Source organism: Cupriavidus plantarum (assembly GCF_905397285.1).
Lineage (GTDB): Bacteria > Pseudomonadota > Gammaproteobacteria > Burkholderiales > Burkholderiaceae > Cupriavidus > Cupriavidus plantarum.
This window is the reverse complement of the sequence record NZ_CAJPUX010000004.1, coordinates 242,100-257,211: the sequence shown is the minus strand read 5'-3', so window position 1 is coordinate 257,211 and position 15,112 is coordinate 242,100. Positions and strand designations below refer to the sequence as shown.

At 62.1% G+C, this 15,112-nt stretch carries 15 protein-coding genes and 2 pseudogenes; 14 read left to right on the top strand and 3 right to left on the bottom strand.

From position 1 onward, the window contains the following. The first annotated feature begins 294 nt into the window (after window positions 1–294). The 7 genes and pseudogenes from KHP16_RS18770 (at window position 295) to KHP16_RS18745 (ending at window position 5,430) form a co-directional block, all read left to right on the top strand. Window positions 295–933, top strand: coding sequence for a GIY-YIG nuclease family protein (locus tag KHP16_RS18770; RefSeq protein ID WP_211960884.1), 639 nt, complete (start codon window positions 295–297; stop codon window positions 931–933). Window positions 934–1,412: 479 nt separating this feature from the next. Then, window positions 1,413–1,698 (top strand): annotated as a pseudogene (locus KHP16_RS28390) (transposase); the annotation flags it as partial. Window positions 1,699–2,079: 381 nt separating this feature from the next. Continuing rightward, window positions 2,080–2,532, top strand: a pseudogene (locus tag KHP16_RS28700) (integrase core domain-containing protein). A gap of 345 nt (window positions 2,533–2,877) precedes the next feature. Beyond that, window positions 2,878–3,615: a hypothetical protein gene (locus KHP16_RS18760; RefSeq protein WP_211960883.1), complete on the top strand. Its 738-nt coding sequence runs from the start codon at window positions 2,878–2,880 to the stop codon at window positions 3,613–3,615. A gap of 180 nt (window positions 3,616–3,795) precedes the next feature. Beyond that, entirely contained in the window at window positions 3,796–4,494 is a 699-nt protein-coding gene (locus tag KHP16_RS18755; RefSeq protein ID WP_211960882.1) for a hydrolase, read from the top strand. 75 nt (window positions 4,495–4,569) lie between these two features. Beyond that, the gene (locus KHP16_RS18750; protein WP_147452873.1) at window positions 4,570–4,773 is read left to right on the top strand and encodes a hypothetical protein; all 204 of its coding nucleotides are present in this window, start codon (window positions 4,570–4,572) and stop codon (window positions 4,771–4,773) included. 99 nt (window positions 4,774–4,872) lie between these two features. Next, window positions 4,873–5,430 carry a BON domain-containing protein gene (locus KHP16_RS18745; RefSeq protein WP_244835878.1) on the top strand — a complete coding sequence of 186 codons (558 nt, stop codon included), beginning with the start codon at window positions 4,873–4,875 and terminating at the stop codon, window positions 5,428–5,430. On the opposite strand, the gene KHP16_RS18740 is transcribed toward KHP16_RS18745, so the two are convergent. Beyond that, the gene (locus tag KHP16_RS18740; protein ID WP_109584461.1) at window positions 5,427–6,089 is read right to left on the bottom strand and encodes a peroxiredoxin-like family protein; all 663 of its coding nucleotides are present in this window, start codon (window positions 6,087–6,089) and stop codon (window positions 5,427–5,429) included. The genes KHP16_RS18745 and KHP16_RS18740 overlap by 4 nt on opposite strands. A gap of 26 nt (window positions 6,090–6,115) precedes the next feature. After that, window positions 6,116–6,655, bottom strand: coding sequence for a carboxymuconolactone decarboxylase family protein (locus KHP16_RS18735; RefSeq protein ID WP_211960881.1), 540 nt, complete (start codon window positions 6,653–6,655; stop codon window positions 6,116–6,118). A 221-nt stretch (window positions 6,656–6,876) separates the two neighbouring features. Between KHP16_RS18735 and KHP16_RS18730 the strand changes: the two genes are divergently transcribed. Continuing rightward, the gene (locus KHP16_RS18730; protein ID WP_211960880.1) at window positions 6,877–7,722 is read left to right on the top strand and encodes a class II glutamine amidotransferase; all 846 of its coding nucleotides are present in this window, start codon (window positions 6,877–6,879) and stop codon (window positions 7,720–7,722) included. Window positions 7,723–7,731: 9 nt separating this feature from the next. Here the strand turns inward: KHP16_RS18730 and KHP16_RS18725 are convergent, their stop codons facing one another. Beyond that, window positions 7,732–8,700 (bottom strand): GSU2403 family nucleotidyltransferase fold protein, encoded by a 969-nt coding sequence (locus tag KHP16_RS18725; RefSeq protein ID WP_244835876.1) that lies wholly within the window; start codon window positions 8,698–8,700, stop codon window positions 7,732–7,734. 243 nt (window positions 8,701–8,943) lie between these two features. Between KHP16_RS18725 and KHP16_RS18720 the strand changes: the two genes are divergently transcribed. The 6 genes from KHP16_RS18720 (at window position 8,944) to KHP16_RS18695 (ending at window position 15,043) form a co-directional block, all read left to right on the top strand. Next, window positions 8,944–9,330, top strand: coding sequence for an HIT family protein (locus KHP16_RS18720; RefSeq protein WP_211960879.1), 387 nt, complete (start codon window positions 8,944–8,946; stop codon window positions 9,328–9,330). A gap of 104 nt (window positions 9,331–9,434) precedes the next feature. Beyond that, window positions 9,435–10,535 (top strand): alanine racemase, encoded by a 1,101-nt coding sequence (gene alr / locus KHP16_RS18715; RefSeq protein WP_211960878.1) that lies wholly within the window; start codon window positions 9,435–9,437, stop codon window positions 10,533–10,535. Between the two features lie 324 nt (window positions 10,536–10,859). After that, the gene (locus KHP16_RS18710; protein ID WP_146208470.1) at window positions 10,860–11,063 is read left to right on the top strand and encodes a hypothetical protein; all 204 of its coding nucleotides are present in this window, start codon (window positions 10,860–10,862) and stop codon (window positions 11,061–11,063) included. A 130-nt stretch (window positions 11,064–11,193) separates the two neighbouring features. Further along, window positions 11,194–13,389, top strand: a complete 2,196-nt coding sequence (locus KHP16_RS18705) for a phosphocholine-specific phospholipase C (protein ID WP_121492877.1) — start codon at window positions 11,194–11,196, stop codon at window positions 13,387–13,389. A 104-nt stretch (window positions 13,390–13,493) separates the two neighbouring features. Beyond that, window positions 13,494–14,510 (top strand): SDR family oxidoreductase, encoded by a 1,017-nt coding sequence (locus tag KHP16_RS18700; RefSeq protein WP_121492876.1) that lies wholly within the window; start codon window positions 13,494–13,496, stop codon window positions 14,508–14,510. Between the two features lie 80 nt (window positions 14,511–14,590). Continuing rightward, window positions 14,591–15,043, top strand: a complete 453-nt coding sequence (locus KHP16_RS18695; RefSeq protein ID WP_115955355.1) for a PRC-barrel domain-containing protein — start codon at window positions 14,591–14,593, stop codon at window positions 15,041–15,043. Window positions 15,044–15,112: the final 69 nt, after the last annotated feature.

Here is a 15,112-nt window from a genome sequence, read left to right as displayed (position 1 = left end):
TGCTGAGAAACGCTCGTAAAGCGTTAGTCAGCGCGTCAAAGCTGTTAGAAAGTCAGAGGCGACACCTTGAAGGCGTTGCTGTGCGTCCCGAGGAGCTCGCCCGACCCGAATTGCTGGACACCTACATTGAACACCCTGGTGACTTTGGGCATCGTTTCATACACCAACGACCCTTGGAATGACACGTACAAGGGTGTGAGGGAAGCCGATTTCGACTTCTGGTTCATCGAACTCAGCGGTCTGGGCCGGTTGTTTCATCGAGCTTGCTTGTCGGAGCGCTAAGAGAGGATTGAAATGAAGTTTTCCGATGCCGTTTACGAGGTTGTTGCTGCAACCGGGGCGAGCATTACCCCCCAAGAGATTCGGGACCGTATTAAGCGAGACTATCCGGCTTTCTACGGTACAGAAGCCGCGGTTAGGAATATCGACGCGGGCCACTACAAGGACCTCGACCACGCTTTGTTGTCCGCTATCTACACCACTGTACGAACCGACAGCCGGTATCTGATTGACCGTTCGACAAAACCATATAAGGTATCAATTGAGTCAAGCCAGGCAATCGAGCAAGTCTTGGACGGTGGTGATGGCGAAGACCTCGAGCGGCTGAACGGGATTGTCTACGTGCTTGGAACAGGGGTTTATACAAAAGAAGGCAAACGCATCGTCAAGATTGGCTACACGACGCAAGAGCTCGCCGCTCGCATTCGCCAGCTGTACACGACGGGTGCAATGTTCCAGTTCGAGGAGCTTGAGGCGTATCGAGTGGACAACTACGATCTGCTGGAACACGCTCTGCATAAGCTGCTAGCACCGTTCCGTCTGAACAATGCGCGGGAGTTCTTTTCTGAGGACGCGATTCCGTTCGTTCGCGAGATTGCTGACATTCACCGGCGTATCCAGGCTGCACCGGGTGCGTGGAACGGGGCGCAATGAAGCACGGAGTGGGCAGGCCTGAATGGTGATATTCGAGAGCGCTCGCTAGGATCGAAGGAATAATGCTATGGCTGTAGGTAAGGACCATTTGGTCGTAAAAATAGACGGCGTCTTGGCGGATGCCACGATGACAATCACGACGGTACCCGCGGATGAGGTAGGCCCCGCTCATCGAAAATACCACTACGCCCTTTCCAACGGTCGCCAGATTGCGTATGGCTACACTCGGCGAGAAGCGCTTGAAATGTTTCTCACTGTGGCTTCTGAGCAAGGCTGGGCCGTGTATCTGCCTCTTTCCGTCGCCAAGCCATAGGTCTTCGCGATCTATCACAGGCGCGCCCGTTCCTCTGCGGCATTGCAATGATTCGCTGCCAAGCCTACATCCGCTGAAGAGGCTGAAGGACGCGGCTCGGTAAGTGACATGCTCCCCCTATTTAGTAGCGTGACGATGTAGAGTCCGTTCCCAAGGAGGGGCGGTCATGAAGGAGCGATTCACCGAAGAACAGATCATCGGCGTGCTGAAGGAGGCCGAGGCAGGATTGAAACCCGCAGAGCTTTGATGCAAACACGGCGTCTCCGAGGCTACCTTTTCTAACTGGAAGGCGAAGTTCGGCGGGATGACGGTCTCCGATGTGCAGCGCCTGGCTGGAGCAGGAGAACAACAAGCTCAAGCGCCTGCTGGCCGATTCGATGCTCGACAACGCGGCGCTGAAGGATCTGCTGTCGCGAAAATAGTGAGCCCGCCGGCCATGCGCGATGCGGTCCGGACGTTGGTGACCGAGCGCGCCACGGGTGTCACCCGGGCCTGCGGGCTGGTTGGAATTCCGCGATCGCTGTTTCACTATGAATGCGTCGCTATGGCTATCGCCGGATTCTCGTGGTGCTGCAACGGGAAGGCTGGCTGGCGAACTACGTAAGCGGCAACGCAAACGCATTGCTGTTGTCGAGCGCAATTCGCGGCCGGTTGCAACGGGCCCGAATCAGAGATGGCCTGAGAGTAAAGCAGGTTCTCGAGAGATTGAAGGAGGCACGCGGCTTGCCGGCGTCCATCACAGGGGACAACGGTCCGGAGTTCGCTTGGAAGGTGTTGGATGCATGGGCTTATGAGGCCGGCGTCATGCTGTCCTTCATCCGGCCTGGTCACCGGTGGAGAACGCCTACATCGAAAGCTTCAACGGGCGGTTCCGCGATGAATGCCTGAACTAACACTGCCTCGTTTCAATGCGTCACGCTCGGATGCTGATAGAGAATTGGCGCAATGAGTACAACACCGATCGGCCTCACAGCTCGCTCTGCTACCTGTCGCCTGAGCAATTTGCCAGGGGACAGGTGGAGTTTTTGACCCCGGACTCTGATCGCACGCCGTACTACAACCGGGGCGGGTCACCCTCCCATTGCTCGATTAGACAAACGACGATTTTCAGCGCGTGGCAAACATGTGAATCTCCGGGGCCAACATTCCGCCTTGCAAGGTGCAGCACTGCCGCGCACGGCACGTCCAACGATCAATCGCATGTCACCCCAACTGAATACCTACTTGGAGGCCTCCTCGCAGGCTATCCCTCCCCACCCTCCGAAACTCGACACGTCCCTGGCTGACCATCGACGCCGCAAAGCCGCTAGCGCTTCGGAGCTCGTCAGCCTATGGAAAGCCGAGGGTGCATATCCCTTCTGTGGCGACGCGTTGGACGTCGTCGAGGCAGCGCGTCGTGAGGTCTTCGATATCTGCGCGCTGAGCGTGCATCAATATCTCGACTCTTTTCGCAACGGCAAGCCCAAGGATCGACAGTTCACGCTGCGGATGCTAAAGACGGCGTTGGACGAGAGCCCCGATTCGCTCAAGAAAATTTTGACCGAGGTGCTAGGTCTGCCAAAGGACAAGCAAACCGAACTCGTGGACCTGCTCCAGTACACGACGCTGTCATCGATCATCGAGCGAGCAAGATGGTTGCGGATCGCCTTCAGTTTCTTGCGGGACTGCAAGAGTTGCTGTTCTTGCCCGAGAGCAAGCGGTCCACGAAGGAGCGTCTGCAATTGCACCGCATGCTAGCGGGCGAGACATGGCTGTTTGGAGAGGAGTATCTACTCACTAGCAGCGACGAGAACCTGAGCACGGTCCTGCGCAAGCATCTGGCCCTGCTGCGACCCAATGAGAAAACGCGCGGCAGGCAGCCGCGTGTCGTGCGCGACGACGGTAGCGAGGCCGTCATCGATCTCTTGTTGGGCCGAGAGGTGCCGGCGTACGCCACCACTCGCCGGGAATATCTGGTCGTCGAGCTGAAGCGGCCCTCGCAATGCATCGATCTGGCAGTCAAGGCGCAGCTCGAGAGCTATGCCATGACCGTGTGCCAGGACGAGCGATTCGACAAGGCCAACACCCATTGGACGTTCCTTGCAGTCTCCAACGAGATGACGGACCAGGCGGCCAGCACGCTATTGCAGCGCGGAAGGGTCTTCGGTTGCTTCCATACCGAGCCTCAGCTCCGCATCGGGTTGGCCACCTGGAGCGAGATCCTCGGCGCCTCGCGTGCCCGGCTGGAGGCGTTCCGGGAGAAGCTCGGGTACACCGCGACGAAAGACCAAGGGGTGGCGCGGCTGCATCGGACATATGCGCATGCCGGAGGCGCTTCGCTAGCGGCTATGGCAAAGCCGATTCTCATAGCAGAAATGCTTATTCAATAATATTGAATAACTATGACAGCGATAGCCGACTTTCTCCGGGAAGGCGACCGCTATAGTTCTGCACATGGACAGCGCGGCAACGCAGACAGGGCGAAAACAAAGCCAACAAGCGAAGCCGGCGCTGGCCGAGAACAACCTCAAACTTATTGAATTGCCTTTTACCTTTACCGGAGAGAAACCATGTCGAACGCCAAGCTGCAAGTCCTGACCCCGCGCAACAGCCAGCTGATCATCATCGACCACCAGCCCCAGATGGCCTTCGGCGTGCAGTCGATGGACCGCCAGACCATGAAGAACAACGTGGTGGGCCTGGCCAAGGCAGCGAAGATCTTCGACGTGCCGACCACGATCACGACGGTCGAGTCGGATTCCTTCTCCGGGTACACCTATCCCGAACTGCTCGACGTGTTCCCCGGCAAGCAAACGCTCGAACGGACGTCGATGAATTCGTGGGATGACCAGAAGGTCCGCGATTCGCTGGCGGCGAATGGCCGCAAGAAGATCGTCGTGGCGGGTCTGTGGACGGAAGTGTGCAACACGACGTTCGCGCTGAGCGCGATGCTCGAAGGCGACTACGAGATCTACATGGTGGCCGATGCGTCGGGCGGCACGACCAAGGAAGCGCATGACTACGCGATGCAGCGCATGGTCCAGGCGGGCGTGGTGCCGGTGACGTGGCAGCAGGTGCTGCTGGAATGGCAGCGCGACTGGAAGAACAAGGAAACGTACGACGCGGTGACGGGTCTGGCCAAGGAACACTCGGGCGCGTACGGCATGGGCATCGACTACGCCTACACGATGGTGCACAAGGCGGCGCAGCGCACGCAGACGCCCCACGCCTCGATCGCCCCGGTCCATGCGCCGGTGACCGAGTACTGATCTCACAAGAGCGGCGGCGCGGCATCAAAGACGCGCCGCCATGAACGATCACGCAGGCGACGGGCGCACACCGCTATGACACGCAACCAAAAACTCGGCCGCACCCTGGAAACGGCCGCCGTCGCCTTCGCGACAGGCTTCACGACACACGCACACACATCCTCCTCCCTCGGCATCCTGGCCGGCACGCTTGCAGTGTGCGCGCTGGCGGCACGGAGCACGCTGGGCAGGCGTTCACCGACGACGTTTGCCAGAACGACGATTCTCGCAGCACGCTGATCGTTCGATCGCGGCCCTCCTTCGTGGCTCGGGGCCGTTACGGCATGCACCCGCCTCCTATACTGAACGGCAGATCTAGCCATCGGGGAAGGAGCGGTCATGGTGTCGATCCGCGTTTGGGTGTCCGCTATGTCCCTGGCGGTCCCGGGTAGTCTTCATGCCGAAGAACCCCTCCTAAACCGCGGTCACGACCCCTTCTTCCAGATTTCCTCCGCAATCCCCGATTGCCCCGAGCCCGCCGGCCCGCGCATCACCGAGGCGGAGTGGAAGCGGGACTCGCATCATCGGATCGAGCATGGCAACCACTGTTGGATCGAGGGTCGTTGCCGGTTGCCCAATGCGTTTGCCTACGATCAGGAGATTGCCGACACCGCGCGCAGACGACTGCAATGGTTGACCACGAACATGCCCGAGTGGAAGCAGAGCACGTTGTGGATCACCGTCTGGCAGCGCTGGATTCTCGTGCAGGGCTGCGTTGGCCCGCAGTTTCCGACGGCCAGATTCATGGCGGCCATGCGCGAGATTCCCGATGTGGAGCGCGTCGCGGATCAAACCACGCGGGATGCGGCGCGAAGCCTGCCGTACGCGCCGTTCCATAGGCGCAATGGGCGCGATGGGCCCGATGGACCCGATGGACCCGATGGACGGCGGCCTTAGCGCATATCTCGGAGGACCGTCAGCATGTCGCCCGGCTCCGGGCGGCGTGTGTAATCCGGGTTCACCTCTGCATACCGCACCACGCCATCCCGTCCGATGACATACCGCGCCGGCATCGGCAGTGTCCATGACGGGTCGTCGTTGAAGGCAGGCAGATCGTTCCCGAGCTGTTGATACAGCGCGACCAGATAATCGGGTAGCGAAAAGCGCAGACCGAACGCCGCGCCGACCTCGCCGTGCACGTCGGACAGCACCGGAAAATCCAGCTGGTTCTGGCGAACCGACTTCCGGCTGTTCACCTGCTTCTGCGGCGAGATCGCGACGAGGTTCGCACCCAGCGCGCGAACCTCCGGCAGGATCTCGTTCAGCGCCTGCAGTTCGATATTGCAGTACGGACACCAGACGCCACGGTAGAACGTGACGATCAGCGGTCCCTGCGCCAGCAGCGCCGCCGATGAGACTGGATTGTCGTTCTGATCCCGCAGTTCGAACGCGGGCGCGCGGTCGCCTGTATGGATGGCCCGATCGGCCTGTCCGCTCGCGAACAGTTCCGCGGTGGCGCGCTCCATGACCGGATGGATCTCTGGCGGGGCGTTGTAAGGCGGCTTGCCGGCCTTGAAGTCGGCCTTGAACGCGTCGAGTTTGGCTTGCAGCGTCATGTTGAATCCTTGTGGGAACGCGATCGTCAGACCGGCAGCTTCGGCGCGGCGGGGAAGTCCACGGGTACCTGCGTGGTGGCATGCAGGTAGTTGGTCACCGTCTTGTCGCCGATGACAACGATGGCGTCGACGAGGTTGCCCTTCGTCCAGCCGGCGTCGAAGAACGCATCGACGAGTGCGGGATCGGCATGGCCGCGGTTCAGCGCGATATTGCGCGTCAGCCGCGCCAGCGCATCCAGCCGGGCATCGAAGGTGGCTGTGCCGCCGCGAATCTCGAGCACCTGTTCGTCGGTGAAACCGTTCATCTTGCCGATGACCGTATGCGCCGCGAGGCAGTACTCGCAACGGTTTACCTCGCTCACCACAAGGTTCACGACCTCGCGCGCCTTGCCGATGATGGAGCTCTTGCCGTTCTGGAACGCCAGATAGTTGCCCAGCGCGTGCTCGGCGTGCGCGAAGGTGGCGTAGAGGTTCGGCACCATGCCGAGGCTGGCCTTCAGTTTGTCGAAGATGGCCTGGTTGGCGGGGGAAACGTCTTCCCGAGTCGGGACGTTGATCTTGCTCATGATGTCACTCCAGTCTTGGTTACCGGACGCCGGGGCTGGCGTTCCGTTGGGGTGACTGCACTATGGTTGATTCCTTTTCGGAGATTAAGATGGGGATGAGTCATATCATTCATTCTGGATTGGAATGAATGGTGTGGAGGAACGTCCGCGCTTGCCCGACATCACAACTTCCGCACAATTGCTATGCTCATGTGAAGCACCCACACCAAGGAGACGTGCTCATGTGCCGTTGGCTGGCCTATTCCGGCCGTTCCGTCCCACTGGAGGCGGTCTTGTTTCAGCCGGAACATTCCCTCATCGACCAGAGCCTGAACGCGCGGCTCGGGCATACCACCACGAACGGCGACGGATTCGGCGTCGGCTGGTATGGCCGCCACTCGGAACTGCCGTTCCGGTATCGATGCCTGCATCCGGCCTGGAGCGACACGAACCTGCGCGAGACCGCGCGCGCCGTCCGGGCGCCGCTGTTCGTGGCGCACGTGCGCGCGGCCACAGGCACGCCGACGCAGGAAACCAACTGCCACCCATTCCGCTTCGGCCGCTGGCTGTTCGTCCACAACGGCCTGATCCGCGAATTTCCGCTCCTGCGCCGCGACCTGATGATGGCGGTGGCGCCCCACCTCTTCCGGTGGATCGAAGGCTCGACGGATTCCGAGATCATGTTCTTCCTGGCCCTGACCTTCGGCCTCGAGCGAGACCCGCGAAGCGCGCTGGAACAGATGGCGGGGTTCATCGAAGAAGTGGGACATCGCTACGATGTCCAATATCCGCTGAACATGACGGTATGCGTCACCGACGGCCAGCAAATCGTAGCCGTCCGCTACTCGAGCGAAACCGAATCGCGCTCGCTCTTCCACAGCACGTCCTTCCGTCAGCTCCGCGCCCTTTACCCCGAAGACCCCCGCATCATCGCAGCCGGCGACGACGCCTTCCTCGTCCTCTCCGAACCGCTGATCGATGTGCAAGGCGTGTGGGAAGAAATCCCCGAAGCGACGATCCTGATGGCGAAGGGCGGGGAAATCGAACAGGGATGCTTCGTGCCGAGGATGCCGAAGGTGGGTGCATAGGTATCACGCTCACCGGAGATGCGAGAGTCGGTCCGCGGTCAGCCTTTCGACAATGGAGGCCTGCAGCCGGTCTCGTGACACCTTGACCGGGTCCCGGTCGGGCAAATCCGCCATCCATCGTTTGAATTCCACGAACGTCCTCGGATCGATGGTTCTCATTCGCGCCATCTTTCCCGAGGTGGCGACAATAGGGGTACTGAACGGTTTAGCGCTCAACAGCACGTTTGCCCGGCGCGCCTGTACCGCCCAGAAGTCTCCCTCGTCGTCGGTCAGTCTCAGAGGATGCGGATCATCATCGCCATGTTCGCGACGAATGATGTCGACTTCAAAGCCTTTCGAATTGACCGCGGTGAAAGGTTGAAGCTCGTCCAGTTCGAAGGTTTTGTCTACCTTTCGCAGTGCACCGAGCATCGATGTATCCATCGCTTTCATACGCGAGACAAACTGGAGCCGTTTGCGCGTGTCCCACAGAAGATCCACATCGCGGGTGGCCAGTGCGGCTTCTTGAAGCCTGACCCCTGCGGCGGACTCATACGCGTAGAGCGCATGAGTACCTACGACGATGAAATGTTCGGAGATCGACAGGCGATCCAGCATGTTCAGGATGCCGACCAGTATGTCCGGAGCCCGGCCGACGAAGAGCGCCCGGTTCAGACGTTGCTGTTTGTCGAGTTCCTCCTTGAGCGATTTGACCCGTGCCTCTGCCGACTCCTTGCGCTCGACAAATTTTCTGTAGACCTGTTCCGTGTCCTCCGACCTGGCTCCCAGACTATTTTGACTACCGTCGGATCTGGTGCGGATCAGATACTCCCGCTCCTTGACTGTCCTCCAGATCATGCCGCCGCGCACCAGGGCCGCCTTCTCTCGGGCCACTTCACACGCCTCGAACACACTCCGTGCATCGATGTATTGCCGGAGGGCCTCCTCTCCAAGTTCTAGCCATGGGTCCATGGTTTCAAAGTCGATGCTGAAAAACATATTTTACTTTGAAACCGCCCAGTTGACCGCCTAAAAAGAGGCGTAAAAGCCATCTAATATGCGAGTTTCAAAGTAATATCGAAAATATGGAAAACGCTTTGAAACCGCCCCGCCGGTTCACCGGCGCTGATCGACGCTGCAGTCAGCTTCCAACATTAACGAAACGCTGATTGTTTCGGCTTCCCGGGCATGTGAGCCTTGGTCCTCGTAAACGTTGCGTGTGGGCGCACAGGAGACTGGGGCATGGATTCGTTTGACGCGTCGGACCAGGATTGCATCTTCTGTCAGGTGGTGCGTGGCACCGCGCCCTGTCACACGATATGGGAGGACGCGCACCATGTGGCGTTTCTCTCTATCTATGCCTACACGCCGGGCTTCGCCGTGCTCGTTACCAAGGCGCACTATCGCAGCAATCTGGCCGAGCTCGATGCCGTGGTGATGGACCGGATGATGGAAGCCACCAAGGTGGTGCGGCGCATGCTCGATCAGATCTTCCGGGATGTGGGGCGCACCGGATGCGATATGGGCGGGTTTGGCGTGGACCATGCGCACGTGAAGTTTTATGTCGAGCATGGCTGCACGGGCGCCATTGGCCCCTCCAATCTCCCCAACATCCAACATCCCACATAACTCTTTGCTGAATTCCAGCATGTTTTCAGCAACTCCAACTGCGAACTCATCACTAACATAGCAACCATTCACGCCAAGCCACTCAGCCACCTGCCATTCCCGCCATGCCACGGCCCATCTCCGCCACGATTCATCTTTCCGCGCTTGAAAACAACCTCGCCGTCGCGCGCCGCCTGAGTCCGGCGTCGAAGGTGTGGGCCGTGGTCAAGGCCAATGCCTATGGGCATGGGATCGAGCGGGTCTACCCCGCGCTGTCAGATGCCGATGGGTTCGCGCTGCTCGATCTCGACGAGGCGGTGCGGTTGCGCGAGCTTGGTTGGGAGAAGCCGATCCTGTTGCTCGAAGGGTTCTTCGACGAGACCGATGTGCCGTTGCTCGCGTCCCTGCGGCTCACCACGGCGGTTCATGACGAGGCGCAGTTGCGCATGCTCGAACTCGCCTCGCGCAGGGGCCAGTTGCCGCGAGGGGCCATCGATGTCTTCCTGAAGCTGAACTCGGGCATGAACCGCCTGGGTTTCGCGCCCGAGCATTACCGCGCCGCGTTTCGGCGCGCACAGGCGGTCGAGGCGATCGGCACGCTCGGGCATATGAGCCACTTCGCCGACGCGGACACGGAGACCGGAATCTCCGCGCAGTGGGAATGCTTCCGCGCGACGACGCAGGGATTGCCCGGCCCCGTGTCGCTGGCCAACTCCGCGGCCACGCTGTGGCATCACGAGTGCCGATACGACTGGGTCCGCGCCGGCATCATGCTGTACGGCGCGTCGCCCTCGGGTAATGCGCGGGATCTCGCGGGGACGGGTCTCCAGCCGACGCAGACGCTTGCGAGCCGGATTCTCGGTGTGCAGCAGATCGAGGCCGGGCAAGCGGTCGGCTATGGCTCCCACTATGTGGCCACGCGGCGCCAGCGGATCGGCATCGTCGCATGCGGCTATGCGGATGGATATCCGCGCATCGCATCGTCGCACGCCGGGCACTTTGCGCCCGTGCGCGTGGGCGAACGCATGACGCGTACGCTGGGCCGCGTATCGATGGACATGCTCGCCGTAGACCTCGAGGCTTGTCCGGAAGCAAACGTCGGAACGCCGGTCGAACTCTGGGGCAAGCATGTGCCCATCGACGATGTGGCGGCCGCGGCCGGCACGATCGGGTATGAGCTCATGTGCGCGGTGGCGCCGCGCGTGCCCGTGCGCGCCGGGCCCTGAGCATCGACAGAAACGTCCCGTCGCACTCGGGCAACATTGTCACGTCTGCAATCATCGCAGACGGAATAATCTCCAGCGACCCCGCCCACTACGACGCGCGTGAATACCACGCACGCGCGTCAGCGCCAACCCTCTCTTCGCACATTCAAGCGCCCGCTTGGCCGCGGTGTCGGTCACATCTCTGACATATCGCGTTCCTAGACTCCGGTCTCTCCTGAACCGGGAACCCCCCCGGCGAGGGGTGCCCGGTCTGCAAGACCCATTCCAGAAACCATCATGGCCGATACCGGCCGGGCGCTCGGCCAGTTGCGCGGATCATGACCCATGACAAGAGAAAGTAGGATCTCCCACTATGGCCGGCCGTTGCTCGGTGCCGGCATCCTGTGTCTGTCCATGCTGCTGAGTGCCTGCGGCGGCGACGACAACGGTCCGCCCGGCAATGGCAACAACGGCAACAACGGCACGACGCCCGGCGGCGGAACGGCTCCGGCCGCATGCGCGACGGCCCATTGCGCGCCCGCGCCGTGATTGACAAGGCGGCCATCGACCGAGCCGTCGATCAACGCTGCCGCCAGCAGGCACGTCAAGAGGCCAACGTCCGTCGCTACCACGCGATGGCCTCCGGCAGGATCACAAAAACGAACAGACACCAACCGGCATGACCTTCAATCCTTCCAAGCGAAACTTCCTGCGCAACACGCTGGGCACCGCCGCCGCGGCGGCCACGCTCGCCTCGTTCCCGCCCAGCATCCGCCGCGCGCTGGCCATTGAAGCCAACAACGCCACGGGCACCATCCAGGACGTGCAGCACGTCGTGTTGCTGATGCTCGAGAACCGCGCCTTCGACAGTTACTTCGGTACGTTCCGCGGTGTGCGGGGCTACGGCGATCGCTTCGGCATTCCGCTCGCCAACGGCAAGAATGTCCTGTACCAGACCGACAGCACGGGCAACATCATCACGCCGTACCGCCTCGATGCGACGCAGGGCAACGCGCAACGCGCGGGCGGCACGCCGCATACGTGGCCCGATGCGCAGGCCGCATGGGACCACGGTCGCATGAACCGCTGGCCCGTCGCGAAGAACCGCCTGTCGATGTCGTACTACGAGACAGCGGAAATCCCCTTCCAGCGCGCACTGGCCGACGCCTTCACGTTGTGCGACGCGTATCACTGCTCGATGCACACGGGCACGATCCCGAACCGCCTGTTCTACTGGACCGGCACCAATGGTCCCAGCGGTGACAACGTCGCGGCCATGGTGAACGAGTTCAACGGCGGCAACGACGTCGGTCCTTCGACGCAGGGCTGGACGTGGAAGACTTACGCTGACCGCCTCGTCGACGCCGGCGTGAGCTGGAAGGTCTACCAGAGTCTCGCCGACAACTACGGCTGCAACGAGATGATGAGCTTCCGCCATTGGCGCGCTGCCATGGAGGCCATGCCCGCGGCGCGCCGTCCGGTCGCGCTGCCCGACGTGTCGCCGGCCTACGATCCCGCGATCGACGATGCGCTGAGCCCGCTCGCCCGCGGCTTCGGCAACACGATGCCCGACGGCTTCCTGCAGGCGCTGCGCGACGACGTGCAGAACGGCACGCTGCCCTCGGTCTCGTGGATCATCGCACCGTCCACGTACAGCGAACACCCGGGACCCTCGAGCCCCGCGCAGGGCGGCTGGTACGTCCAGCAGGTACTCGATGCGCTGACCGCGAACCCCGAGGTGTGGAGCAAGACCGTGCTGCTCATCAACTACGACGAGAACGACGGCTTCTTCGACCATCTGCCACCGCCGTCCGCGCCCTCGCGCAATGCCGATGGCACGCTGGCCGGCGGCAGCACGCTGTCCGACGCGGACATGGCCTTCGAATACTTCAACTACACGCCCGCCACGGCCAACCAGCTGACGATGGACGGCAAGCCGTTCGGTCCCGGTCCCCGCGTGCCGATGTGGGTGGTCTCGCCATGGAGCCGCGGTGGCTGGGTCAACTCGCAGACGTTCGATCACACGTCGACGCTGCTCTTCCTCGAAAAGCGATTCGGCGTCAGAGAGCCGCAGATCGGCGCGTATCGCCGCGCCGTGTGCGGCGACCTGACGTCGGCATTCAACTTCGTGAACCCCAACAGCGAGAAGCTGCCCACGCTGTCCGGCCGTACCACCAAGGTTGCCGTGGACAACCTGGCCATCGCGCAGAAGGCCCTTCCCGCCATCCCGGTGCCGACCACGGGCGTCGCGCCGAAGCAGGAAACAGGCACGCGTCCCTCCAGAGCGCTCCCCTACGAGCTTCACACGACGTCGCGCATCGATGCCGCCGGCACCGTCACGCTGAGCTTCGCGAACACCAGCACGGGCAACGCGGCCGCCGTGTTCCATGTCTACGACAAGCTGCACCTCGATGCGATGCCACGCCGCTACGTCGTGGAAGCGGGCAAGACCTTCGAAGGCGTATGGAACGTCGCGGCCGATGGCGGCAAGTACGACCTGTGGGTGCTGGGTCCGAACGGCTACCACCGCCAGTTCACCGGTAACGTCGGCGAGCAGGCATCGGCGGGTGGCGTGGAGATCCAGGTCTGCTACGAGCTGTGCGATCCGCCCGCGTTGCAGGTCAAGCTCTACAACCGCGGCACGCAACCGGCGACCTTCACCGCCACCGCGCAGGCTTATCGCAACGATGGCCCATCGACGCAGACGGTGCAGCCGGGTCGCGTCGGCGAACTGCGCTGGACGCTTGGCGATAGCGGCAACTGGTACGACTTTGCGATCGTCTGCGACAGGCAGGCCTCGTTCCGGCGTCGCGTCGCGGGACGCGTCGAGACCGGCAAGGACTCGGTGAGCGACCCGGCCATGGGACAGGCCTAAATCGAACGCGGGAGCATTGGCCCGCAAGTTGCAGCAAGGTTCTCCGAAGGACGTTACGACGTCCCAACGATCCCAACGATCCCAACGATCCCTCGGAGAACCAGATGACAGACCACAACGTATCGGATTCGCGCCGCCGCTGGCTGCAACACGCAGGAGCAGGGCTCGCGGTTGCAGTCGGCAGCGGCACGGCCGTCGCAGCGGAAACCGCCGCCACGGCCACGCCCGGCGCCGCGCAGGGCGGCGTGCGCGATCCGCGCGCGGGTTATCCGCGCGCGCCGTTTCCCGAGCAGACGCAACCGTGGCCGGGCCTCGCGGGCAAGATGACGCCGCGCCCCGATCATGGCGAGCAGAGCTATCGCGGCAGCGGGCGCCTTGCAGGCCGCAAGGCATTGATCACGGGCGGCGATTCCGGCCTGGGACGCGCCACCGCGATCGCGTTCGCGCGCGAAGGCGCGGATGTGGCCATCAACTACCTCCCCGCCGAGGAATCCGACGCGCGCGAGGTCGCGCAGTACATCCAGCAGGCAGGGCGCAAGGCCGTGTTGCTGCCCGGCGATATCCGCGACGAGCCGTTCTGCCGGCAGTTGGTTGCCAGCGCCGTGCGCGAACTTGGCGGCCTCGACATCCTCGTCAACAATGCGGGGCGCCAGCAAAGCCACGACTCGATTCTGGACATCACGACGGAACAGTTCGACTGGACCTTCAAGACGAACGTCTATGCGATGTTCTGGATCACCAAGGCCGCCATTCCCCATCTGCCTGCCGGTGCCGCGATCATCAACACGAGTTCGGTGAACGCGACCGATCCGTCGGAGAACCTGCTCGACTACGCCGCGACGAAGGCGACCATCACGAACTTTACGAAGGGCCTCGCCAAGCAGATGGCCAGCAAGGGCATTCGCGTCAATGCGGTGGCACCGGGGCCGTTCTGGACCCCGCTGCAAGTGTCGGGTGGACAGACGATGGCGAAGCTCAAGGCGTTCGGCAGCGATACACCCATGCAACGTCCGGGCCAACCGGCCGAGATCGCGCCGCTCTACGTGTCGCTGGCTTCGTCGGAGGCCAGTTACGTGACGGGGCAGGTGTTCGGTGCATCGGGCGGCAAGGGCAACCCGTAACGCGAAGCCATGCCGATGGGCACGGTGATTGCAGCACGCATGGTTCCACACCAGAGGATGACTCTTCAAGGAGAACCGTGATGGACGCGAATCAAGCACTCACCTCGAACCAGGGCGCCAATATCGTCGGCTCCGGTGTCGGGGAAGGCCCGGGCCCGGAAGTGATGGCGGCATCGAGCCTCGAAAACACGAATGTGTATAGCTCGGATGGCGAGCATGTCGGTGAAATCAAGGAAGTGATGATCGACGTGCCGCGTGGACGCGTCGCCTATGCGGTGCTGACCACCGGCGGGTTCCTCGGCATCGGGGATACGTTGCATGCCATTCCGTGGTCGGCGCTCGTGATGGATACGGATGCCAAGTGCTTCCGCCTTGGATTGACGGCGGATCGCATCAAGGATGCGCCGGGCTTCAACAAGGACAGCTGGCCGAGCATGGCGGACCCGCAGTGGGGGACGTCGGTTCACCAGTATTACGAACGCGATCCGTACTGGATCTCGACCGGTGCGTCGGCGGGGCTGCCCCCGATCTGACCGTGGATCGCCGCCGGGTGAATCCCGGTGAAGGCCGAGGGTGCGTGCAATTTGTACAGCGCATGCCGC

Coding starts and splice junctions, on each gene's coding strand:
- KHP16_RS18745 (WP_244835878.1), top strand. CDS start 4,873: ATGGTGTCGATCCGCGTTTGGGTGTCCGCTATGTCCCTGGCGGTCCCG.
- KHP16_RS18760 (WP_211960883.1), top strand. CDS start 2,878: ATGGTTGCGGATCGCCTTCAGTTTCTTGCGGGACTGCAAGAGTTGCTG.
- KHP16_RS18730 (WP_211960880.1), top strand. CDS start 6,877: ATGTGCCGTTGGCTGGCCTATTCCGGCCGTTCCGTCCCACTGGAGGCG.
- KHP16_RS18740 (WP_109584461.1), bottom strand. CDS start 6,089: ATGACGCTGCAAGCCAAACTCGACGCGTTCAAGGCCGACTTCAAGGCC.
- KHP16_RS18695 (WP_115955355.1), top strand. CDS start 14,591: ATGGACGCGAATCAAGCACTCACCTCGAACCAGGGCGCCAATATCGTC.
- KHP16_RS18770 (WP_211960884.1), top strand. CDS start 295: ATGAAGTTTTCCGATGCCGTTTACGAGGTTGTTGCTGCAACCGGGGCG.
- KHP16_RS18705 (WP_121492877.1), top strand. CDS start 11,194: ATGACCTTCAATCCTTCCAAGCGAAACTTCCTGCGCAACACGCTGGGC.
- KHP16_RS18720 (WP_211960879.1), top strand. CDS start 8,944: ATGGATTCGTTTGACGCGTCGGACCAGGATTGCATCTTCTGTCAGGTG.
- KHP16_RS18750 (WP_147452873.1), top strand. CDS start 4,570: ATGACACGCAACCAAAAACTCGGCCGCACCCTGGAAACGGCCGCCGTC.
- alr (WP_211960878.1), top strand. CDS start 9,435: ATGCCACGGCCCATCTCCGCCACGATTCATCTTTCCGCGCTTGAAAAC.
- KHP16_RS18700 (WP_121492876.1), top strand. CDS start 13,494: ATGACAGACCACAACGTATCGGATTCGCGCCGCCGCTGGCTGCAACAC.
- KHP16_RS18710 (WP_146208470.1), top strand. CDS start 10,860: ATGACAAGAGAAAGTAGGATCTCCCACTATGGCCGGCCGTTGCTCGGT.
- KHP16_RS18735 (WP_211960881.1), bottom strand. CDS start 6,655: ATGAGCAAGATCAACGTCCCGACTCGGGAAGACGTTTCCCCCGCCAAC.
- KHP16_RS18725 (WP_244835876.1), bottom strand. CDS start 8,700: ATGTTTTTCAGCATCGACTTTGAAACCATGGACCCATGGCTAGAACTT.
- KHP16_RS18755 (WP_211960882.1), top strand. CDS start 3,796: ATGTCGAACGCCAAGCTGCAAGTCCTGACCCCGCGCAACAGCCAGCTG.